This is a genomic window from Bacteroidota bacterium (assembly GCA_020402865.1).
GTDB lineage: Bacteria > Bacteroidota > Bacteroidia > Palsa-965 > Palsa-965.
Window position 1 is genome coordinate 74,213 of the sequence record JADBYT010000005.1, and the last position, 20,894, is coordinate 95,106.

The 20,894-nt window shown below is 48.5% G+C and carries 18 protein-coding genes; 9 read left to right on the forward strand and 9 right to left on the reverse strand.

Translation table 11 applies throughout. From position 1 onward, the window contains the following. Positions 1-4: 4 nt before the first annotated feature. A complete protein-coding gene (locus IM638_04060) occupies positions 5-1,531 on the reverse strand; it encodes a hypothetical protein (protein MCA6362185.1) in 1,527 nt (508 codons plus the stop codon). Between the two features lie 227 nt (positions 1,532-1,758). Between IM638_04060 and IM638_04065 the strand changes: the two genes are divergently transcribed. The 3 genes from IM638_04065 to IM638_04075 all read left to right on the forward strand — a co-directional run bounded on the left by IM638_04065 (position 1,759) and on the right by IM638_04075 (position 3,681). Further along, on the forward strand, positions 1,759-2,232 hold the full coding sequence (locus IM638_04065) for a hypothetical protein (GenBank protein MCA6362186.1): 474 nt from the start codon (positions 1,759-1,761) through the stop codon (positions 2,230-2,232). Positions 2,233-2,499: 267 nt separating this feature from the next. Further along, the gene (locus IM638_04070) at positions 2,500-3,378 is read left to right on the forward strand and encodes a hypothetical protein (protein ID MCA6362187.1); all 879 of its coding nucleotides are present in this window, start codon (positions 2,500-2,502) and stop codon (positions 3,376-3,378) included. A gap of 147 nt (positions 3,379-3,525) precedes the next feature. Continuing rightward, the gene (locus tag IM638_04075) at positions 3,526-3,681 is read left to right on the forward strand and encodes a hypothetical protein (GenBank protein MCA6362188.1); all 156 of its coding nucleotides are present in this window, start codon (positions 3,526-3,528) and stop codon (positions 3,679-3,681) included. A gap of 89 nt (positions 3,682-3,770) precedes the next feature. Here IM638_04075 and IM638_04080 read toward each other — a convergent pair whose 3' ends face one another. Next, positions 3,771-4,616: a pantoate--beta-alanine ligase gene (locus IM638_04080; GenBank protein ID MCA6362189.1), complete on the reverse strand. Its 846-nt coding sequence runs from the start codon at positions 4,614-4,616 to the stop codon at positions 3,771-3,773. Positions 4,617-4,875: 259 nt separating this feature from the next. Between IM638_04080 and IM638_04085 the strand changes: the two genes are divergently transcribed. Genes IM638_04085 through glmS form a run of 3 tightly spaced genes read left to right on the forward strand, consistent with a single transcriptional unit; the run spans position 4,876 to position 8,935 of the window. Next, complete coding sequence (locus IM638_04085) at positions 4,876-5,706, forward strand: glycogen/starch synthase (protein MCA6362190.1); 831 nt, start codon at positions 4,876-4,878, stop codon at positions 5,704-5,706. Positions 5,707-5,728: 22 nt separating this feature from the next. Beyond that, positions 5,729-7,084, forward strand: a complete 1,356-nt coding sequence (locus IM638_04090) for a DUF4270 domain-containing protein (GenBank protein MCA6362191.1) — start codon at positions 5,729-5,731, stop codon at positions 7,082-7,084. A gap of 12 nt (positions 7,085-7,096) precedes the next feature. Next, on the forward strand, positions 7,097-8,935 hold the full coding sequence (gene glmS, locus IM638_04095; GenBank protein MCA6362192.1) for a glutamine--fructose-6-phosphate transaminase (isomerizing): 1,839 nt from the start codon (positions 7,097-7,099) through the stop codon (positions 8,933-8,935). 77 nt (positions 8,936-9,012) lie between these two features. Here glmS and IM638_04100 read toward each other — a convergent pair whose 3' ends face one another. The 3 genes from IM638_04100 to IM638_04110 all read right to left on the reverse strand — a co-directional run bounded on the left by IM638_04100 (position 9,013) and on the right by IM638_04110 (position 10,856). Continuing rightward, positions 9,013-9,486 carry a TM2 domain-containing protein gene (locus IM638_04100; GenBank protein MCA6362193.1) on the reverse strand — a complete coding sequence of 158 codons (474 nt, stop codon included), beginning with the start codon at positions 9,484-9,486 and terminating at the stop codon, positions 9,013-9,015. Positions 9,487-9,558: 72 nt separating this feature from the next. After that, positions 9,559-10,206, reverse strand: coding sequence for an outer membrane beta-barrel protein (locus IM638_04105; protein ID MCA6362194.1), 648 nt, complete (start codon positions 10,204-10,206; stop codon positions 9,559-9,561). Positions 10,207-10,247: 41 nt separating this feature from the next. Then, positions 10,248-10,856, reverse strand: coding sequence for a superoxide dismutase (locus IM638_04110; GenBank protein ID MCA6362195.1), 609 nt, complete (start codon positions 10,854-10,856; stop codon positions 10,248-10,250). A 138-nt stretch (positions 10,857-10,994) separates the two neighbouring features. Here IM638_04110 and IM638_04115 point away from each other — a divergent pair, with 138 nt between their 5' ends. Further along, a complete protein-coding gene (locus IM638_04115) occupies positions 10,995-11,234 on the forward strand; it encodes a hypothetical protein (GenBank protein ID MCA6362196.1) in 240 nt (79 codons plus the stop codon). Positions 11,235-11,303: 69 nt separating this feature from the next. Here the strand turns inward: IM638_04115 and IM638_04120 are convergent, their stop codons facing one another. The 4 genes from IM638_04120 to IM638_04135 form a co-directional block, all read right to left on the reverse strand. Next, positions 11,304-12,881 carry a S41 family peptidase gene (locus tag IM638_04120; GenBank protein MCA6362197.1) on the reverse strand — a complete coding sequence of 526 codons (1,578 nt, stop codon included), beginning with the start codon at positions 12,879-12,881 and terminating at the stop codon, positions 11,304-11,306. A 3-nt stretch (positions 12,882-12,884) separates the two neighbouring features. After that, positions 12,885-13,361, reverse strand: coding sequence for a dCMP deaminase family protein (locus IM638_04125; protein MCA6362198.1), 477 nt, complete (start codon positions 13,359-13,361; stop codon positions 12,885-12,887). Positions 13,362-13,606: 245 nt separating this feature from the next. Then, positions 13,607-14,944: a cellulase family glycosylhydrolase gene (locus IM638_04130; GenBank protein MCA6362199.1), complete on the reverse strand. Its 1,338-nt coding sequence runs from the start codon at positions 14,942-14,944 to the stop codon at positions 13,607-13,609. Between the two features lie 18 nt (positions 14,945-14,962). Then, positions 14,963-17,137: a T9SS type A sorting domain-containing protein gene (locus IM638_04135; GenBank protein ID MCA6362200.1), complete on the reverse strand. Its 2,175-nt coding sequence runs from the start codon at positions 17,135-17,137 to the stop codon at positions 14,963-14,965. 149 nt (positions 17,138-17,286) lie between these two features. On the opposite strand from IM638_04135, the gene IM638_04140 reads away from it, so the two are divergent. Further along, positions 17,287-20,256, forward strand: coding sequence for a hypothetical protein (locus IM638_04140; protein MCA6362201.1), 2,970 nt, complete (start codon positions 17,287-17,289; stop codon positions 20,254-20,256). Positions 20,257-20,259: 3 nt separating this feature from the next. Then, positions 20,260-20,892, forward strand: a complete 633-nt coding sequence (locus IM638_04145; GenBank protein ID MCA6362202.1) for a response regulator transcription factor — start codon at positions 20,260-20,262, stop codon at positions 20,890-20,892. Positions 20,893-20,894 lie beyond the last annotated feature (2 nt).

A 20,894-nucleotide genomic window follows, 5' to 3' on the forward strand; every position in this document is an offset into this window, starting at 1 on the left:
ACCCCTAATTCTGAAGCTCTTTCTGATTCGCAGAAAGAACCATCTCTGACAAAATTTCTGTCATAGGTTTGTCTTGGATATGGTGCTTCACCCAGATTTGAATTTCATCAAGTCCGGTTGAAAAACCTTTTTTCTCTTTTCTTATTTCAACTAATTTATCGTAAAACTTATTATATACTGGTAGTCTTTCATTTTCATGTACATCAACTAATTTTCGTAATGTTTGTAATAGAACGTCTTCGTAGCCTAAACTTATTTCACTTTGTTTGATGTGACGTTGTACAGAACGAAATGTATATTCAAGTAAATCATACTTGCCTAGTTCAAAAAGCAGCACCAACTGGTGGATTTTGGCATAATGTTGAACGTCCTGACGGCTGTCTGATTTCCCGTCCTGAATAATTTTGTTCAACCATTCGTATGCCCCTTTGTAATTAGATTTAATAAAAAGCAGCGTAGAAATGTTCGAATAAAATGTGAGTTCACGCGCCTTGTTGATTTTGGTTTTGTATTTCTTCATCCCCTTTTCAATTTCAGGAATGAGCGCTTCAGCCTCGTCGAACTGAGCCAGATTCATATGATATAAAAACTCGAAAAAATAAACGTTCTGAAACTGTTCTGCCTCTTCTTCCGCTGAATCACAAGGGATGGATCGAATTCTTTCTAATGTAGCTGGAAACTCCTCAAATCGGTCTATTCGCATACAAATGCTCAAATAGTTGGAAAGCATTTTCTTAAATCTTAAACTTTCCTCTTGCACATATTGGGGAAATCTGTCCCACAGCTGAATTAATCTTAATTGATAATTGTGCGCCTTTATAAAATCATTGCACTGCTGATAATAAATAGACTTTGCAAAAAGATAACTGAAACTCAACTCAAACGAATTGCTATCTGGTTCTTTTTGAAAGAATGGATTTTCGATTAGACGATCTAACTCTTTTAATGTTTCAGGTGAATAGGTTGCCCTATTTCTTTGGTAAAGAAATATGTCATTTTGTAACATTGCTCCATTCTGCCATTCTACCAATTTATCTAACACCTTACGGGTTTCCTCATTGATTTCATGGATTTTTTTGCGAACTTCTTTCGTTTGCTTTTCAGTAACAATGGCTCTTTCCAGTGCAAATACCTCAATTAATACAAGAAACTTATCAAATTCGTACGCCAGCTTTTTCACCTTCTCCAATTCCTTAACCGCTACATCATAAATCCGTTTGTCGATCAGAAACCGGATATCGAGAAGCGACTCTTTAAGCTGCTTATCCACGTTTTTCTCGGCGTGGAAGGTGCGCATGCTTTTTAATACGAAGCGAAAGAGGTAGTTTTTTTCAGACGAAAGGTGCCGTGTTTTGAGCTTGGCTTTGAGTTTGTCCTCATTGTATTCATCCTGATCAAGCACCGCATCAAACAAAAGCATGTAATTATTTTGCTCCCCGATTAAATGGCGGGACGCAAAAATTTTTACATATCGCTTTTCTGCCTGTGTTAAACTATGCAACAACCTGTGCAGATCGTCTGTAGCCTTCATTCTCTTGTGGGGGCGTTTTGCCCGACTAAGCTAAGAATTATTTGACGTTCTGCACTTTTTATAGCCGTATTAATTGAATCTTGACTTCCAAGAATGTGCCTTGTTTTTGTTCTGCTAAACCTTAACCTTTTTGAAAATTGGACGTAGAACTTGCTGAATTCGAATTCGGCCCTAGTAAAATTCAACAATCCCTAGTATTAAATTCACCCTAAAACCTTTTCCCCTCTATGCCTACCCTACCCGCCCGTTACACAATGGGTACATTCTCCATTGTGTTTTTTGAATCGTACAAAAAACTCGGCATTTATGATTTCACCCAGAAAAAAGTAATTGCCGTGCATTCTCTCGTAAATGGAAGAAAAATCTCCATCGACACCTCAACTGACGAACTCGTTTTAGAAGCTGCTCCTTCCACAAGTTTGTTTAAAACAAGCTATCAGATGGATACTTGTGGAGGCACCATTGCACTCACCGATTGTTCAATTGTTATTGGCTTGGGAGACGATAGAGGTATTACAATGAAGGATACCACCTATCCGCTAACCGATTCAGAAAACTGCCCCAATGTGGTGATTAAGTACGAAAGCACAAACAAGATTTGTATTTATACCGCATGCGGCGACCAGAACTGCTCTATTGTAAAGTCAGCATGCAAAACGACGGCTGATGTAACTTCTACATCTGCTTCTTTTTACGATTGATTAACGATGTTTGGTTTACCTGAAAACGTATTGCCTGTTTGCAGTGTAAACGGAAGTATTCGTGAAATACTATTGTTTTATCATTGCCCTGTCAGCGAAAATCCTGCGCTGACGGGGCTTCGTTTTTCAGGACTTATAAATGCGCTTGGGGCAGAGGTGAATGTATATATTCTAATACAATTAGCCCACGGAACCGGAATTGATGAGTTGCCACAGCCAGCACCAAATATTTATTTAATACCAATAAACCCTGATAAAACAACACTTATGCACAGCCTCACAAGCTGGGCGCAGGATGTGGTTATCAGTTTTGAGGACAATGCGGGTTGTAGCTGGTTGTGTGTTGATGAAAACCGGCTGGACCGAAGTGCAATTGAAAAGCTCTGCACGTATTTGCCGGATCTGAAAATTTTACTGCATCCGTTTGGCAGGCTTGCGGGGGGCAATTTGTGGCCGGTAATTGATAAAGACAGCCGTTATCTGATTGCCGGGGCCGATATGCTGCGCGTTCCGGAAAATGAAAATGAGACTGGTTATTCGGCTTCTTCACTCGCGGAGGCGTTTCGTACACCTGCACTCATATTGTCGGGCAGCAGCCCCGAAAGCGGCATGCGAAACGGTATGCAGCCCCTCTTTCATGTGGATCTGTATGTGTGCCCGCTAGGCCGACTTGTTCCGGCCACGCCGCTGCAACACATACTTGTAGCCGAGCTGAAAGCTGAATATTGCCTGGCCGGGCAAAGCGAAAAAACACACCAACTTGCAGCCGCTCTGAACCAAACAGCCCGATGGCTTGAAAATGGCGTAAATGGAATCCGTTTTAGCGTAATACGCGTGCCGGTGCTGGCTTTTGATACGGAACTTGCGCACATTGGCAGCTATACCAATGCCTTTGCCGAGAACAACAACGGCCATTGCCGCCTCATTTTACCCGACTACACACCGCCCGATCCGCTTCCCGGTGTAAACCACCTCTATAAAGTAGCTGTAGAAGCTGTACAAGAGCAACTTAGGTTCGATCTGGAAGCTGCCGGTGTGGCCGAAGTGGTGTTTGCGGCCGATAATTATTTTGAACTTTCGCAGCGGGAAGGCGCTCTTCACTGCCGGGCAAAGGTACTCTCCCGAACACGGCTTCATATTGATTAACAGCACTTTATGAAAATTTAGGGTGCTTTGACATCCAAAAATGCCCCTGAAGTTTGCTTGTAACAGCCCGGGTATTGATGTTACTTCGCTTTGTCAATGAAACACAAAACAGCATAACCCGCTGCGTTTCTCTAAATAAATAATAAAATGTTAGGAGTAATACTCGGTTGCCTCGATTGTCCCGACAAACTGCGTGAGCTTGCCTATGCTGCGAGCATGGTTGCTCAGGCACATGCCGATTCACTTGGCAACGGAGATACTTCTGAAAATGAAAATCCCGGTTTTCAACCCCTGAAAACTTGACGGCTGGTAAATGCGGGATTCCGGCAACCCTGTCGGAATTATTCTAGCGAGTATTGGGTCTTTTGGTTCGTTTCCGGTTCCTTCCCCTCCTAACCCAACACCGCATTATCAATCAGTCGTATAACGCCGAGGCGGGCAGCAATGCAAGCCACGGCGTTTTTCATTTGCCCCTCAGCCACCGGCTGCAGTGAATCGGCATCCACAATCTGAAAATATTCGAGTGTAAAAAGCGGTTCACGGCTTAGCAATGCGGCGGCCTGTTGTTCAATTTCGGCTGCGGGGCATGTACCCCAGAGCGATCTGGCCAGTTCGAGCGACTGATAAATAAGCGGTGCCACGGCCCGCTCATGCGGTTGCAGCCGGCGGTTGCGCGAACTCATGGCAAGGCCATCTGTTTCACGAACAATGGGGCAGGCCACAATGGTTACCGGCAGTTGCAGCTCGGCAGTCATGCGCCGCACAATGGCCAGTTGCTGAAAATCCTTTTGACCAAAGTAAGCGTGGCAGGGTCCGGCTGCATCAAACAGCTTATTTACCACCTGCATCACACCGGCAAAATGCCCGGGCCGGTGTGCGCCTTCCATAAGCTGGTCGAGGCCGTTGAGCGATACGGACAGCGGTGGTTCTTCAAAGCCATCGGGGTACATTTCCGCCACGCCGGGCGCAAAAAGCACATCACAACCCTCATTTTCAAGGAGTTGAGAGTCGGCCTGAAGTGTGCGCGGGTAATTTACCAGGTCTTTGGGGTCGTTAAACTGTGTGGGATTAACAAAAATGCTCACCGCCACCACATCGTTTTCAGCCCGGGCCTGACGCACCAGCCGGCCATGGCCTTCGTGCAGGGCCCCCATAGTAGGTACAAAGCCCACGCGGTGACCTTTGGAACGTTGCCAGTCGAGCCAGCTACGCAGTGCATCGGGATGTGAAACCTGTATCAAAACTGTAATGGGCACATTTTTCGTGCCTGCAAGGCGGCGAAGCTACGGCTTTTCTTGGGGTTTCGGCTTTTAATTCTTATTTTTGTATAATCCTTCACACCAGACATTGATGAAGATTTGTTTTTCGGTCGTCTGTAAGTTGCCCGACTCTCCCTGCAAAACCTTGTCAGGCGGTAAGTTAACCGATGTTCCCGTGCATTAATCGGTAAAAACAATTCTGAAATCCGTGACACCAAACAGTTTCCTGTTTTAGACTATGAAAAAAGCCAGAGTTCTTTTCGTATCACAAGAAATCACTCCGTATCTCGATGAAACCACGATGGGTCAGATCGCCCGCCAGCTTCCTCAGGGTATTCAGGAGCGCGGTAAAGAAATACGGACATTTATGCCCCGTTACGGCTGCATAAACGAACGCCGGAATCAACTCCACGAGGTGATACGTCTCTCGGGCATGAACCTGATTATCAACGATACGGATCATCCGCTAATCATTAAGGTGGCTTCCATTCAGGCCGCGCGTATGCAGGTGTATTTTATTGATAACGACGAGTTTTTTCAGCGCAAATTTATCCTCACCGATAAAAAAGGCCAGTACTTCAACGACAACGACGAGCGCATGATTTTCTTCTGCCGCGGCGTAATTGAAACGGTGAAAAAGCTGGGCTGGGCACCTGATATTGTGCACTGCCACGGCTGGTTTACCTCGCTGATGCCTATTTATTTGAAAAAAGCGTTCCGCGACAACCCACTTTTTGCGGATACCCGCGTCGTATATTCGGTTTACGACGAAGAATTCCCTGATTCACTCCAGAAAAACTTCTCTGCCAAAATTCCGATCGACGGAATTGAGAAGGGTGACGTAGAGCAGGTGGCTAAAGCTCCGACGTTTGCCAATTTGATGAAACTGGCGATAGATTACTCGGACGCTGTAATTAAAGGAGCACCGAAAATCAATCCCGAAGTCGAAAAATATCTTAAAAAAAGCGGGAAAAATGTGCTCGAATACAAAACAGCCGAACAATATATTGATGCTTATTCCGAATTTTACGACGCGGTTTTGGCCGAAGAGCCATCACTCGTTGATTAATCGTATGACAACTACTCCTTCTTTGAATACAACAATGTTGCGGGCGCTCGTGCCCGCTGCATTGTTTATAGCAAGTCTGTTCAGCCTTTCTTCCTGTAAAAAAGAATCAGACATCGGGCTTGGTTTGCAGCCGGGCGACGAACTCCTCAACGCACAATTTACCGATACAATTACGCTCTGGACCAAAACAGAACGCGACGACTCGGTGCGTACCGATAAATCATCCGTTTGCGTAATCGGCAGCAATAACGATCCTGATTTTGGCAAAACGCAGGCCAGCCTTTACACGCAGTTTCTGATTCCGGGCAGTTTGCAAAACATCAACTTCGGCGCTGGCGCTACGCTCGACTCGATGGTGCTGATGCTGCGCTACAGTTTCGACTATTACGGCGATACCAATACGCAGCAAACCTTTGTGGTGTATCAAATGAATGAGTCGATACACAAAGACTCTTCCTATTACGAAAGCGACAGCAAAACCATCGGCTCATCGCCCGTGGGCACGGTTACCTTTACACCGCGCCCCCGCACAAACGTTGTAGTAGGCACCGACACACTGCCGGCTCACCTGCGCATAAAACTCGACCCGGGTTTTGCGGCAAGCATTTTTGCCCTCAGCGGCCAGAGTGGTCTGGCCAACAACGAGAACTGGCTGCAAAACCTCAAGGGCCTGTATATTGCCCCCAACAATCCGGGGCAACCTACCAATCAGGGGGCTTTGCTGTATTTCAGCCCGAAAGATACCCTCACGCGCCTCTCGGTCTTCTACCGCGAATCAAACAACACCGCCAAACAGTTTTCGTTTGTCATCAACGCACAAACGGCCTATTTCGGTAATTACCAGCATGACTATTCTTCGGTTACGACTACAGACATTACCACACAACTCAATACCACCACAAGCGGCCCCTGGAGTTTTACCGAAAACTACGTGCAGGCGATGGCAGGTCTTCGCACACGTATTGAGTTCCCCTTCATCACCCGCCTGTATGAAGCCAACCTCGGCTACAAAATTGCCATCAATAAAGCCGAGTTGCTGATAAATACAGATCCTGCTTACTCTGGTAATGCGAATCTTCCGCCGAATACACGCTTTTACCTCACCTCTTTTAACGACCAGGGCAAGCAGCAACTGCTCACCGATTTCCTCGTGCCCGCATCTAATTTTGATGGCAATTACGATCCTGATGCCGGCGAGTACCGCATAAACATGGCCATTTATTTCCAGCGTTTGATTAACGGCACTGAACCCAATACAGGGCTGCTGCTGAAAGAAGTACTGCCCAACAACAATGCGCGCAGAGCGGTTATCGGAAGCGGCAACCCGCTTTCGGCCAACCAGATGAAACTGCGCATTACTTATACCCGCGTTAACTAATACCGAAGAACTATGTGCGGAATTGTTGCCTACATCGGTGAGCGTGAAGCCTACCCGATTCTGATCAAAGGCCTTCAGCGCCTCGAATACCGGGGCTATGACAGTGCCGGTGTTGCATTAGTAAGCAACCGCCTTAACGTATATAAAAGCAAAGGCAAAGTAGCCGATCTGGTAGCCATTGCACAACATAATGACCGCACCGGAAGCATTGGCATTGGCCACACACGCTGGGCCACGCACGGCGAGCCTAACGATGTAAATGCGCATCCGCACTACTCAGGCTCGCGCAAAACGGTGATCATTCACAATGGTATTATCGAGAACTACGCTTCGCTGAAAGCCGAGCTGAAAAACCGTGGCCACGTTTTTGAAAGTGATACTGATACTGAGGTGCTGGTACATCTTATCGAAGACATTCAGCAGCGCGAAGGTGTGGCGCTTGATGAAGCCGTGCGCATTGCGCTGAACAACGTGGTGGGCGCCTATGCCATTGTAATTCTCAACGAAGACAATCCGAACCAGCTTATCGCTGCACGAAAAAGCTCGCCGCTGGTAATTGGTGTGGGCGCAAACGAATTGTTTGTGGCTTCTGATGCCACGCCCATTGTGGAGTACACCAAAAACGTGGTCTATCTGGATGATGAACAGATTGCTGTACTCAACCGCGATGGCAAGTATCACATCCGCACCATTCACAACAAGGAAATTACGCCCTACATACAGGAACTGCAGCTCCAGCTCGAAGCCATTGAAAAAGGCGGCTTCGATCATTTCATGCTCAAGGAAATATGGGAGCAGCCGCGTTCCATTAAAGACAGCATGCGCGGCCGCCTCAACAGCACCGAAGGCGTAGTGGCACTGGGGGGCATACGCGAATACATGAACAAGTTTGTGAATGCCGACCGTATTCTTATTGTAGGATGCGGCACTTCGTGGCATGCCGGACTTGTGGGTGAATACTTGTTTGAAGATCTTGCGCGCATTCCGGTTGAAGTGGAATATGCTTCGGAGTTCCGCTACCGTAACCCGGTAATCAGCGAGAAGGATGTGGTGATTGCCATTTCCCAGTCGGGCGAAACGGCTGATACGCTTGCGGCAATTGAGCTGGCCAAATCAAAAGGTGCCACCATTTTTGGAGTGTGCAATGTGGTTGGTTCGTCAATTGCACGCGCCACACATGCCGGCTCTTACACACACGCCGGGCCCGAAATTGGCGTGGCGTCCACCAAAGCGTTTACCGCGCAGGTAACCGTGCTTACGCTTATGGCACTTATGCTGGGCCACCGTCGCGGCACCATTACCGAAACACATTACTTCGAGCTCCTGAGCGAACTCGAAGCCATTCCGGCCAAAGTAGAGCGTATCCTGAAACTGAATGATCAGATCCGCTACCTCTCCGGCATGTTTAAGGATGCGCGCAATTTCCTCTACCTCGGCCGCAGCTACACCTTCCCGGTGGCGCTCGAAGGTGCGCTCAAGCTCAAGGAAATTTCATACATCCACGCCGAAGGCTATCCGGCCGCCGAAATGAAACACGGCCCCATTGCACTTATCGACGAGGAAATGCCTGTGGTGGTAATTGCTACAAAAGGCGCCTCGTATGAAAAAGTGGTGAGCAATATTCAGGAAGTAAAAGCGCGCAAAGGCAAAATTATTGCCGTGGTAACCGAAGGCGATGAAGCCGTAAAAGGCATGGCCGACCATGTAATTGAAATTCCGGAAACCGACGAAAAACTTGCGCCGCTTGTTACGGTTATTCCGCTGCAGCTGCTGGCCTATCACATCGCCGTAATGCGCGACTGCAACGTGGATCAGCCGCGTAACTTAGCCAAATCGGTAACGGTGGAATAATCCCCGCCATACAAATTAAAACCGCCGCGCTTACTTTCCGTAAGCGCGGCGGTTTTTTTATTCTGAATTGCGCAGGCTTACTTCACCCACATAAACACCTTATCGTTATTCTGATATTGTTTTAACCCTTCTTCATCCTGAATCAGAATCACCACAAAATCAATAAACGGCAGCACCCCAAAACATCCGCCCAGTGTGCAGAGATACACAATGGGCACCCAGGGCTTTGTGCCAAGATAAATACGGTGCAGCCCGATCATTCCGAACGGAAAGGGAAACGCCAGAATGGCGGCCACCAGTTTCACGTTATCGCGAGCGGGGGGTTGGCTCAGTTGTGGCTGTGCAGCTGAGTCGGCCGGAAGTGCTACCTGAACATACACCGAGTCTGAATCGGCAGAAAAGGTTTGCACCACGGCAATGCGGTTTTCGGCGGCATGCAGCTGCAGCACGCCGCAAAACAGAAACACAATAAACAACAGCGGTTTCATCATTACCCGCAAAGATGGGCAAAACATGGCGCGGCAGGTAAACGCGGCCACTTTCTTATTCACGCCCCGATGTGAGCAACCACAAAAAAAGCCCTGTCAGGAAAACCAGACAGGGCTTGCAAAAGCAATACTAAATTAGTTGCCGCCGAAACGGGCGTTGATTCCTACCATCGCAAAGTAGCTGGGGCCAATGGCAAGCTCGGTGTTAAAGCCGATGTTTTCGGTAAAGAAGTAACGCATACCAAACAATCCTTGCACCTTTACCGGGCTAAATCCGCCAAGTACATCAGAAACCCACCGGTCGGTGCCGATATCAGTCCTGTCGGTAGTATAGCTCCAGCGAACAGCACTCAGACGAACACCGGCATAAATATCCAGATCATCATTATCGCCAAAGTGAAAAAGCGGACGAATACCAAAATTCTGGCGCACCACCCGGTCAGTAAAGTTTCCTGTTACTAATGAATCGGTCATACCATTGAAATAATAGCTGTCATATTTCAAGGTAAGGCTCTGATACGTGTATCCTACACCAATACTGAAACGGTCAGACAGGCCATAGTCATACGCGCCGATCAGAACAGGAGTGCGGGTTGAACTAATGTCGGTTGTTGCGTCGAGCGATCGTTCAATTACACTGAATAGAAGACCTGTCAAGCTAAATCCAACGCCTCCGGTAATTACGCTTTGTCCCTGATATTTTTGTGCAGCCGCCTTATTGGGCATGGCTACGCCAATAATCATAAGTATGGCAGCGGCAAGAATGATTTTTCTCTTGTTCATAGATAGCGGGTGTTTGGTAGGTTGAGTTTGCAATATAGTGCTTATTTGGCTGCTTGCAAACGGCGTGCCACTTCGTCCCAGTTTACCACATTCCAGAAGGCAGCTACATAATCGGGGCGGCGGTTCTGGTAGTGGAGGTAGTAGGCATGCTCCCACACATCGAGGCCGAGAATGGGTGTGCCTTTTACTTCGGCAATATCCATAAGCGGATTATCCTGATTGGGGGTTGAGGTGATGGCGAGTTTGCCGTCGGCACCTACAATAAGCCATGCCCAGCCAGAACCGAAGCGTGTAGCCGCAGCCTGCGCAAACTGCGTTTTGAAATTATCCAGCGAACCGAAAGCAGCATCAATTGCTGCGGCGAGGTCGCCCGAGGGAGCGCCGCCTTTGCCGGGGCCCATTACTGTCCAGAAAAGCGAGTGGTTGTAGTGCCCGCCGCCGTTGTTGCGCACTGCTGCAGGATACTGTGAAATGTTTTTGCAAATATCTTCAATCTTCATGTTTTCGGCAGGAGTGCCGGCCACTGCGTTGTTGAGGTTAGTTACGTAAGCCTGGTGGTGCTTGCCGTGGTGAATTTGCATGGTGAGGGTATCTACATGGGGTTCGAGCGCGTTGTGCTCGTAAGGAAGTGCAGGTAATTCAAATGCCATAGTAAGTTGTGTTTGTGGTTTATGCGGGCAATACGGTTGCCCTTGTACATACAAAGGTAAGAATTGAAGATATGCGCACTCCGGTTTCGGGGTGGATTAGTATTTTCTTAATTTCGCTTCACTAAAACAGCCATCCAAATGAAAAAACTTCTTGCCTTTGCCATCCCCGCCTTATTCGTACTCTCATTCACCTCCTGCGGTCCGTCTGAAGCGGAAGAGAAGCAGGAAAAAGATTCGGTGAGCAAAGACATGCGTTCTGCGGAAGACCGTATGATTGACTCGATGAATAAAGCGGATTCGCTTGCTCAGGTGGCCGCCAAAGCCGATTCTGCCCGTAAGGCCGATTCTGCCAAAGCAGCCGGTGAGAAGAAAAAATAATCATCACGCATTGAAATAAAGCGCGCGGAACCGTTTCGGATTCCGCGCTTTGCTTTTTACTATATCTGATTATTTAAACGCGTTGAGCGCCGCTTCAATTACCGGGTCGGCCTCGTTCCAGACCGGGTAGAAGGCTTCGTCGTTCCAGACCGCGCGGCCGATGTAGCTTTTGATGTAGCGGTGAAACTGCACTTTTACGCGTTGTTCTTCGGCCGCATCGCGTGTAGCTTTGGTGGTGGCAAAAAACGCATCTGCAATGGCGGGTGTAACCACAAACGATTTTACAAATTCATCTCGGCCGGTTTTCTTTAGTTCGGCTTTGTGTGCAGTGGCATATTCGAGCGCGAAAAGTGTGAAGAGGTTGTCGAACACCATTTCCGTGAGCCAGAGCGAGCGTTTGGCGGTGTCTATCGGCACAAACACATCGGGCATAATGCCGCCGCCGCCATATACAATTTTGCCACCGGGTGTTTTGAATTTGAGCGAGTCGGCAAAGCGAATGCTGTCGGCGCTGAGTAGTTCACCGTTGCGGAAGCGGTTGTTATCGTCGGCGGCGTAGCCTTCTTCATCGCCTTCGGTATAGGGCTTTTGGATGCAACGGCCGGTGGGTGTGTAGTAGCGCGCAATAGTGAGGCGGAAGCCCGATCCATCGGCCAGCGTTTGCGGTTGTTGCACGAGTCCTTTGCCGAAGCTGCGGCGGCCGATAACCGTGCCGCGGTCGTTGTCCTGAATGGCGCCGGCCACCACTTCGCTGGCCGAGGCCGAATGCTGGTCGATGAGTATGGCAAGCGGCATTTGTTCGAGTGTGCCCTGAGCGGTGGCTTTATAATCGTGGCGGCCATCGGTGCGGCCTTTGGTATATACAATCATTTTGCCGTTGCCGAGGAATTCGTCGCAGATTTCTACGGCCGCGTGCAAAAATCCGCCGCCGTTGCCGCGCAGGTCAAGCACCATGCGTTTCATGCCGCGTTGTTTAAGCTGCGATGCGGCGGCCACAAGTTCTTCGCGGCTTTTGTCGGCAAAACGCAGCAGGCGTATGTAGCCGGTTTGTGCATCAAGCATGTAGGCCACATCCACACTGCGAATGGGAATGCTGCCGCGTGTAACATTGTAGGCCAGCAGGCCCGGTGCACCACGGCGCACAAGTTCTATTTTAACGGTAGATCCCGCCGCGCCGCGCAGGAGTTTGCGTATGTTGCTGTCTTTCACGCCGGCGGGGCCGGTTAGTGAGCCGCCGCTGGCACGCACCAGCCGGTCGCCCGCCTGCAGGCCTGCTTTTTCCGACGGGCCGCCGGGCACCACAGCCACTACGGTAAGCGAATCGCGCAGAATGTTGTACTCAATACCAATGCCTTCAAACTTGCCTTCGAGCGGCTCATTCAGCGCACGCATTTCCTCGGCCGACTCATATCCTGAATGCGGATCGAGCTGCGAGAGCAACGCCTCCACTGTCATATCGGCCAGACGGTTTGCATCCACCGTATCCACATAATGCGCATCCACAAAATCGAGCACCGCACGCACTTTATTCATCGGCCCCGGCGAAGAAGTATAGCTTCCGCCCGAACCGAGTTTTACACCAAGCAGCAGCCCGAGGGCAAGCATAACCCCGCAAAGCAGCGGAAGCAGAATTACAATTCTTCGCATGAATCAGGGTTGAGGGGTGACGTTGAGTTCACTGTAATGCAATACTTCCACGCCGAATTTGCGCAGAAAATCAACGCCTTCGTCGCTGGCTATACCTTTATACTGCGCATAGGATTCTTTATACACCACACGTTTAATACCGGTGGTGTAAATAATGCGTGCGCAGGCAATGCAGGGCGAAAGCGTAACATACAACGTACAGCCTTCGATGGGTACGTTATTTTTTGCCGCATATAAAATGGCGTTCTGCTCGGCATGCAGCGCCAGCGAACAGCTTCCTTTACTGTCGCGCGGGCAACCTTCCTGAGGCCATTCCACATCGCAGTTGTGCGTACCCGCAGGCGGACCGTTGTATCCAAGCGAAATAATGCGTGTGTCTTTGGTGAGCACAGCACCTACTTTAGCCTTTACACAGTGTGATCGCAGCGCCAGATTGGCTGCCAGATCCATATATATTTCATCAAACGACGGACGATGCATAGTTGAAGATATTCTTCAAATATACAAAGAGCGCGCGGCTCATGGATAAACCACATGACGGGTTAACCAATTAACACAGAATATTCGAGCAGATACATTGGTCTGGGGCGAAAATGAATAAGGGGGAAAAAGCACATCACATCATGAAACCACTTCAGCTTCTGCCGAAATTTTTCAGCTGTTGTTAAGCGTCTTATAAAATTCGGTTTTGATGTTTATGATGAGCAGATTTTTTCTCAGAGGCACTAATTCACAACCAGTTTTTTTGTGATGCGGAATCCGTTTTCATCAATCACTGTAACCAAATACATTCCCGGTGTTTTATGCTCAATTTCCCACACTGATGTACCTGACTTCACTATACCTACAGCCTGTCCGGCAAGGTTTGCGGCTTCAACACGCAGCAAGGGGTGAGTTGAAACGACTGTAAAAATTCCGTTGCCGGGATTAGGTACAAGGTTTATTTCAGGATGCTGATTGTGCGTGTGCATGCTCAGTGAAAGGCAACCGTTATTAAGCAGGTAGCTTGATTTTTCAGCAGATTGTGTAAGCAGGCCGTAGCCCGGATTGTAAATCAGATCCGTGCCGTAGGCTGTGAGGTTAGCGAAATTTCCGTTGGTTGACATTTGCCGGGCGGCACAGCCATCGTTGTTCCAGCTCCAGGCCATCCAGCCGATCTGGTGTTGCCTGCAAATACGCAGCAAAGGCTGGTAGTTGAGTGTGTACTGGCACATCTGCTGATCATCCTGCAGGTTGGCAATTTCGCCAAATACAAACGGGATATTTTGCGCAAGTGCATTGTTAACCTTATTCTGCATTTGCAGCGAATCGTTGTTGGCATAGGCATACCAGTAAGCGTGTGCGCTGAAGATGAGGTTCGATTGCGGATCGGCGGCAATGAGCGCGGGGCCTGTGGCGGCAAGCACATCAAGGTTGGTGCCGCAATCAGGGCCGTCAATCATTATGGGCACATTGATGCCTGCATTGCGCAGTGTGGTTACAATGCTGCTGTAGGTGTTTTGAAATGTATTCTGTGCCGCCTGCGGATTGGCGGTCCAGTTCACGTACAAGGCTTCGTTGGCCACGTTTACAATAATGCTGTGCTGATATTGCGTAATGAGTGCAAGCACGGCAGGCTGCGTAAACCAGCTGGCCAGTGTAGTCAATGCCTGCACGTTATTCTGGCAGGTTTGATCGTGCAGTTCAATAATGGGAATCATATCAAAGCGTACGCAGGCCGCAAGCGCACTGTCTAAATTCACTAAGTTGTTGTAAGTGGCCTGCGGTGTGGGGCCGTCGGGGGTATTCACATACCACGGTAAACGCACGCAGTTGGCTCCTGTTTGTGCAAGCTGGTTAATTTGCAACTGCGCCGGCGACCAGCCCCAGTTGTAGGGTGCATAATTTATTCCTTTAAGCAGCAATGTATCGCCACACGGACCAATTATCCATCGGCCCGAGGTGGTGATGTGCGTGGATGTTTGTGCCTGAACAAGCTGCATCGAAAAAATCAGCAGCAGGAAAAACATGCTGAATTTGATAGGCTGGCCTGCTGCTGATTTTTTGCGTATTCCGTTATTCATAGTTTGTAAGATAAAAATTTACTGTTTAATGAATTTCATCGTTGAGTGATCTGCTGCGAATGAGATGAAGTAAAAACCCGGCGCCAATTCATTCAACTCAACTTCTCCGTTTGCTGAGGGCATCACACCTGTTTTTACCACTTCGCCAAGTGCATTCACTACCTGATACGCACCAATGGCATCCACGCCTTGCGCTGCAACACGAAGCGTGCCGGAAACAGGATTCGGGTAAAGCTGATAGTTGCGCTGCGAAACAGCTGCCGGCTCTTTTTGGCCAACGGTTAAACCGTTTACAATGCGCCATACATTGTTTGTAGAAATGCCGCACATGTACCAGAGCGCATTATTATAAACCGTGGTTGACTGCGCATGCCGCGTTCCGGCGGGCCAGTTTCCGGTCGTGCTTTTGAGTTCGTGCCAGGTAATTCCATCAGAAGAATACCATACATCATTCATTTCCGAACCCTGAAGCATACCGGCCATAAGCCATATCTTATTATCAAACCACGCCACAGTGTGCCAGTTACGCCCACCCCATGGAGCCGATTCGTTTACCAATATCCAGTTAATTCCATCGCTCGTTTTCCACACTTCGTTGTACGAACGCCTGTCGCCCTCATTCGATCCGCCCAGCATCCAGATCTGTCCCTGATCGTCAACGCACGAATTAACCTGCATCCCTCTTCCGCTCCACGGCGCATTGGGCAGCTGGGTCCAGCTTGCACCATCGGTGCTTTTCCATACTTCGTTTGTGCCACCCACGCTGCACACTTCACCGCCAAACATAAAAATGGCGGAGTCGGTAATGGCGTAGTTGGCGTTGTTCCGGTTGCTGTATCCGGGAATGGCGTTTACCTGTTCAACCCAGTTTGTGCCATCAGTGCTTTTCCACACATCGGTAAGGCAGCCCGATTGCGGATCGCCGCCAATTACCCACATCGCAGTGTCGTTACTGAGCCAGCCGCCGCAATGACGTGCCGGCCAGTCGGCAGTGGTTACATACGTCCAGGTCAGTCCGTCGGTTGATGTCCATACTTCACTGTGTGTACTCAGCGGCGGATGATAGGGCGGATCCCAGCCACCAAGCAGCCACATCTGGTTGTTGCAGGTGAGCAAACCCGCGCCGTCTTTACTGTTAAATGGCAACGTGGGTGTTACTTCCTGCCAGTCGTATTCGCTGATCAGAAATGTGCCGGATGATAAACGTATCGAAGAATCAGCCACATCGGTCACACGAATTTCTATTTCGGTGCCGGGTGAATAGCCAAGCGACATGTAAAAAGCATTTTCATACGCCATTTGCGAATGGGGCAGCCACGTCTGCCATGCACCATTGTTGAGGCGGTATTCCACCAGCACAGAATCGCTCAGCACACTGTCGTTATACATCCATTCTACCAACAACACTGAACCGGGCACAAACGCATCCGTAGGTTTTGGTGCTTTAAAAATAAGCGGCTGATCTTCATGCCAGAGCTGCGTTATTTCGGCATCGTTTAAACAGCGGTCGTAAAGGCGCATATCATCAATTGCACCTTTAAACTTGTAGGGAGCCGCACTGAATATCAATGCAACCGCATCGCCAAGCGGCCCGCTGTAATGATTATTCGCACTCAGCCAAACTGTTGTGCCGTTGCGGTAAATGCGCATCGTATCGGCATTGCGGGTAAATGCAAAATGACACCATTCGCCTTTCAGATAAGGACCAGGTGACCCCTCGGCCACTACCGACGAGTCTGTTATATAACCTGCACCATTCCAGTATGTAAATGTCTGAAACCAGGTTTGCTTAAGAAATTCGAGAAAAAACGGATTATGGCTGTTCAGCTGTATTTCAAAATTATCGATGGTGTCATCAGGCGCTTGTTTCGACGAAAACAAATTCATGATTTGAGGGGAATTTGTTTTGTACCAGAGCGAAATGGTAAAATCGGCCTGTACAGGTGCAAATTGCGGAACAGGAAGCACGAGTGAGTCGGCTACTCCGTCGAACAGAAAGGCATTGCCCGGAACACCAAAGCGATCGGAGGTAAAGCTTCCGCTGTAAGATGTGATATCATTGGCATTGCCTGATTGGTCGTATATATTACCGTTGAAATTGTAGTGCGCCTGAAGGTTGACAAGCGGAAGCTGCGCGGAAGCCATTAGAGGAAAACCGAGCAGTGCAAATAACATTTTTGTTGTTCTGTTCATGTGTAGGTGGGTTTATGAACGGCCGCCGGGCTTGCGGATTTATATAGTGTTAACTTACCCGGCAAAGTTGGGGCTTACTTATAGATTACGCCACCACATGATGATGTGATTTTCTGTTTGCCGGATGTGGTTAGCTTTGCAGGAGTACCATGCCGAAATGTTTCCGCTTTCTTTTCGCACTCTTGTTGCTGCCTGCGCTGAAAAGCCTTGCACAGTCGCCCGCAGGGTTTCTGTTTACGCAACCTGTTTTTCAGAACTATACCATGAAAAACGGACTTGCCTCAAACTATTGCTATGATGTGGTGCAAGACAACCGTGGCCGGATCTGGATTGCCACACTGAACGGACTTTCGCGGTTTAACGGCACATTCTGGCAGAGCTATCAGCAACAGAGCGTAAATCCCAAACACCGCATTCCCGCCAACTGGGTGGTGGATATTTCGGGCGATAAAAGCGGGAATATTTATGTGAATACCGACCGCGGGTTTTGTATGGTAGATGTGGCCCGCGATTCAGTGGTGAACTTTAATCAGCGTAAGGCAGGCTGGGGTAAAATTTGTGCCGACAAAACCAACCGGCTGTTTGTGTCTTCGTGGACAGGCATAGATCAGTATGAAGCAAACGGCAGTACTCTTACTGCAAAACCAGCGCTGCCGGGCACTTCGGGCAATTCCATCACACAATTATTCTGCGATAATTCAAATACCATCTGGGCCTGCCCCGAAGACAATCCTTCGCTCATCAGTTATTCTGTTTCAACCGGTCAGCTGAATTACAATAAACAGCTTTATCTCCGTGGCACAAAAGTAGTGGTGCATTCAGTTTGTGAGCTTGACGATGAGTGGCTGATTCTATGCACGAAAACACACGGGCTTGTTGAATATTCCCGCAAAACAGGTATGCTGCTTCCGCTCGATGCAGGTGTATATAATTCGCAGGCCTTTCTCTGCGCAGCTGTATATACACTTGGGCGCGAAACTTTTATTGTGGCCGGCACACTCGATGCCGGGCTTGTAATCATTAGCCTGCAAACCGGCCAAACCTACAACTGCCGTGCAGATCTGAATAACCCGCAAAGTCTTTGCGGTAATCAGATAAACAATATTACACCCGATAATAACGGCGGGTTATGGATAGCCACCAGTCAGGGGCTTTCGTATTTCCACCACAGTCTGCAGCAAAACAAACTGCTGTACTTCTACAATATTCCCGGCTACCCCGACAGGGCACAACTGAATACAGCCGCATTCGCCGGCCGCGATTCGTTGTTGCTTGGCACCGATAGAAACGGACTGTTCTTGTGTACAAACAATTTCCGCCGCATGCAGCAGATACCGCTCGGCCACATCGACAGTGCAGGCATACATGCTATCGCAAAACTTAACGCACACACGTGGCTCATTGCCTCCTCATCAGGCCTTTACAGCCTTTCGGCAGATAACCTTAAAAAAGCAACTGCCATAACCCTCTGCCCCGAAATGCGGCTTTCGTTGCTCAATGTGTGTGTGCTCAGCGATTCGCTTGCGGCCATTTGCACACACACCGGCGCAGTGGTCTGGAACTACCACACCAATGCCATTTTGCTCAATGAGCCACGTAATGCGCCGGCTGCCATAACAAAAGATGCATTGCTGCAAGGCAATGTAATATGGTTGCTCCGCTTTTTTAACGGACCCGATTGTGTGAACCTCACCACACGAAAAAAAACAAGCGCCACACCGCCGCACATGCAGCCGCTTGCCATTGATTATCACGCTATCATTGCATGTAATAATGATGTAGTGGTGAGTTCAACCTATGGTATGACGCGTTATCATAACGGAAACACCCAGAATTACAAGCAATACAACAGTACAAACGGACTTGATGGCGATGTGGTGGAACAGCTGCTTACGGGATTTTCGGGGATGGAAATTGTGTACAACACACGCGCCGGTTTATACCTGTTTGATTTGAAAACCGAAAAAGCAACTCGTATTACACAATATGAAAACTATAATCAGAAATGGTATAACCAGCTTTCCTTTGTAAACGGCGGCTTTGTATTATGCACGGTTGGCGATCACTTATTGATGAGTAATTATCCGCAAATCACATTTTCACCTGAAAATTACTTACCCGTCATCACCGAAAGAATCCTGATCAACGATCAGCTCTTTACGCCCGGCGATTATCGTTTTTCGCTCAGGCACAACCAAAATAACATTGCATTTCATCTTGCATTACCCATTTATCCACATGCCGATAAGCATTTTTTCCGTTACCGGATTATACCTGGCGATACAAGTTGGAAAATAAGTACAGACGGACAAATCCGTTTTTTTAACCTTGCTCCAAACCAGTACAAGCTTGCTATACAAGCTTATTCGGGGGCGGGGCAGCTATCCGATATATTGCATTATACCATTAACATAAGTTTGCCCTTTTACAACACCCTTTGGTTTTATCTTCTGCTCATGCTGCTTACCGTGAGCGGTGTGCTGGTGTTTTATTATTACAGACAACGGCAACGCGAGCAAATCAGTACTATCCGCAACCAGATCTCGCGCGATTTGCATGACGAACTGGGAGCCAATGTAAGCAGCATTCACATTATGGCACGTATGCTTTCGCAGCAGGGCGGCTCGGAAAAAATACGGCCTATGCTCGATAAAATTTCGGAGTATTCGGTGCAGGTAAGCAATACCATTAATGATATTATCTGGAACGTGAACCCGAAATTTGATTCGGTGGCCGAATTATTTCAGAAAATGACACGCTATGCCGCCGAGTCTCTTGAAGCAACCGGAATAAGCTACACCATTGAACAACCCGACTCCATTCCAACCATAGCCCTCAACAGCAAAATCAAATACAATTTCTTCCTCGTTTTCAAAGAAGCCGTAAACAACGCCGCAAAATATTCAAACGCCGAAGATGTTCGCATTCGTTTTAACTGCTCTTCGCGTGCGCTCCATTTCGATATTTCAGACAATGGCGTGGGAATTACGGATGCACAGCGCACAAAAGGAAACGGCCTTGGAAATATGGCCGCACGTGCAGCGGACATTCAGGCTGTGTTCAAAATTGATACAGCACCGGGGAAAGGCACCTTCATTTCGCTTACTGTAAAATACTGACACGTGATTAAAATTATTCTTTTCGAGGATCGTCCAAACCTGCGCGAGTCGCTGCAACTGATGCTGGCTGCCAATGCCGATTTTGAGCTGGTCGAAATGCACCCCAATTGCCGCGATGCTGTTCCGGTAGTGATGCGCGTAGAGCCCGACGTGGTGCTCATGGATATTGACATGCCCGAGGTGGACGGCATTACCGGCGTGCGAATGATTAAAGAAGCACGCCCCGAAACACAGATTGTAATGCTAACGGTATTTGAAGACGATGCAAAAATTTTTGATGCCATAAAGGCGGGCGCTGATGGTTATCTGCTTAAAAAAGATATTCCCTCGCAGCTTTTTGATGCTATTTACAACGCTACCTCGGGCGGCTCATCAATCAGTCCGGGGGTGGCCACAAAAGTATTGCAGGCATTCAGAGCACCGGCGCCCGGGCCTTCTAATTTCAATCTGAGCAAGCGCGAGCTTGAGGTGCTTGAACTGCTGGTAAAAGGCCACACCTACAAACGCATTGCCGCTGATACGTTTGTATCGATTGATACCGTGCGTTCGCATATCAAAAATATTTACCTTAAACTTCAGGTAAACTCAGCCACCGAAGCCGTGGCAAAAGCTCTTCAGCAAAAACTCGTGATCTGAAA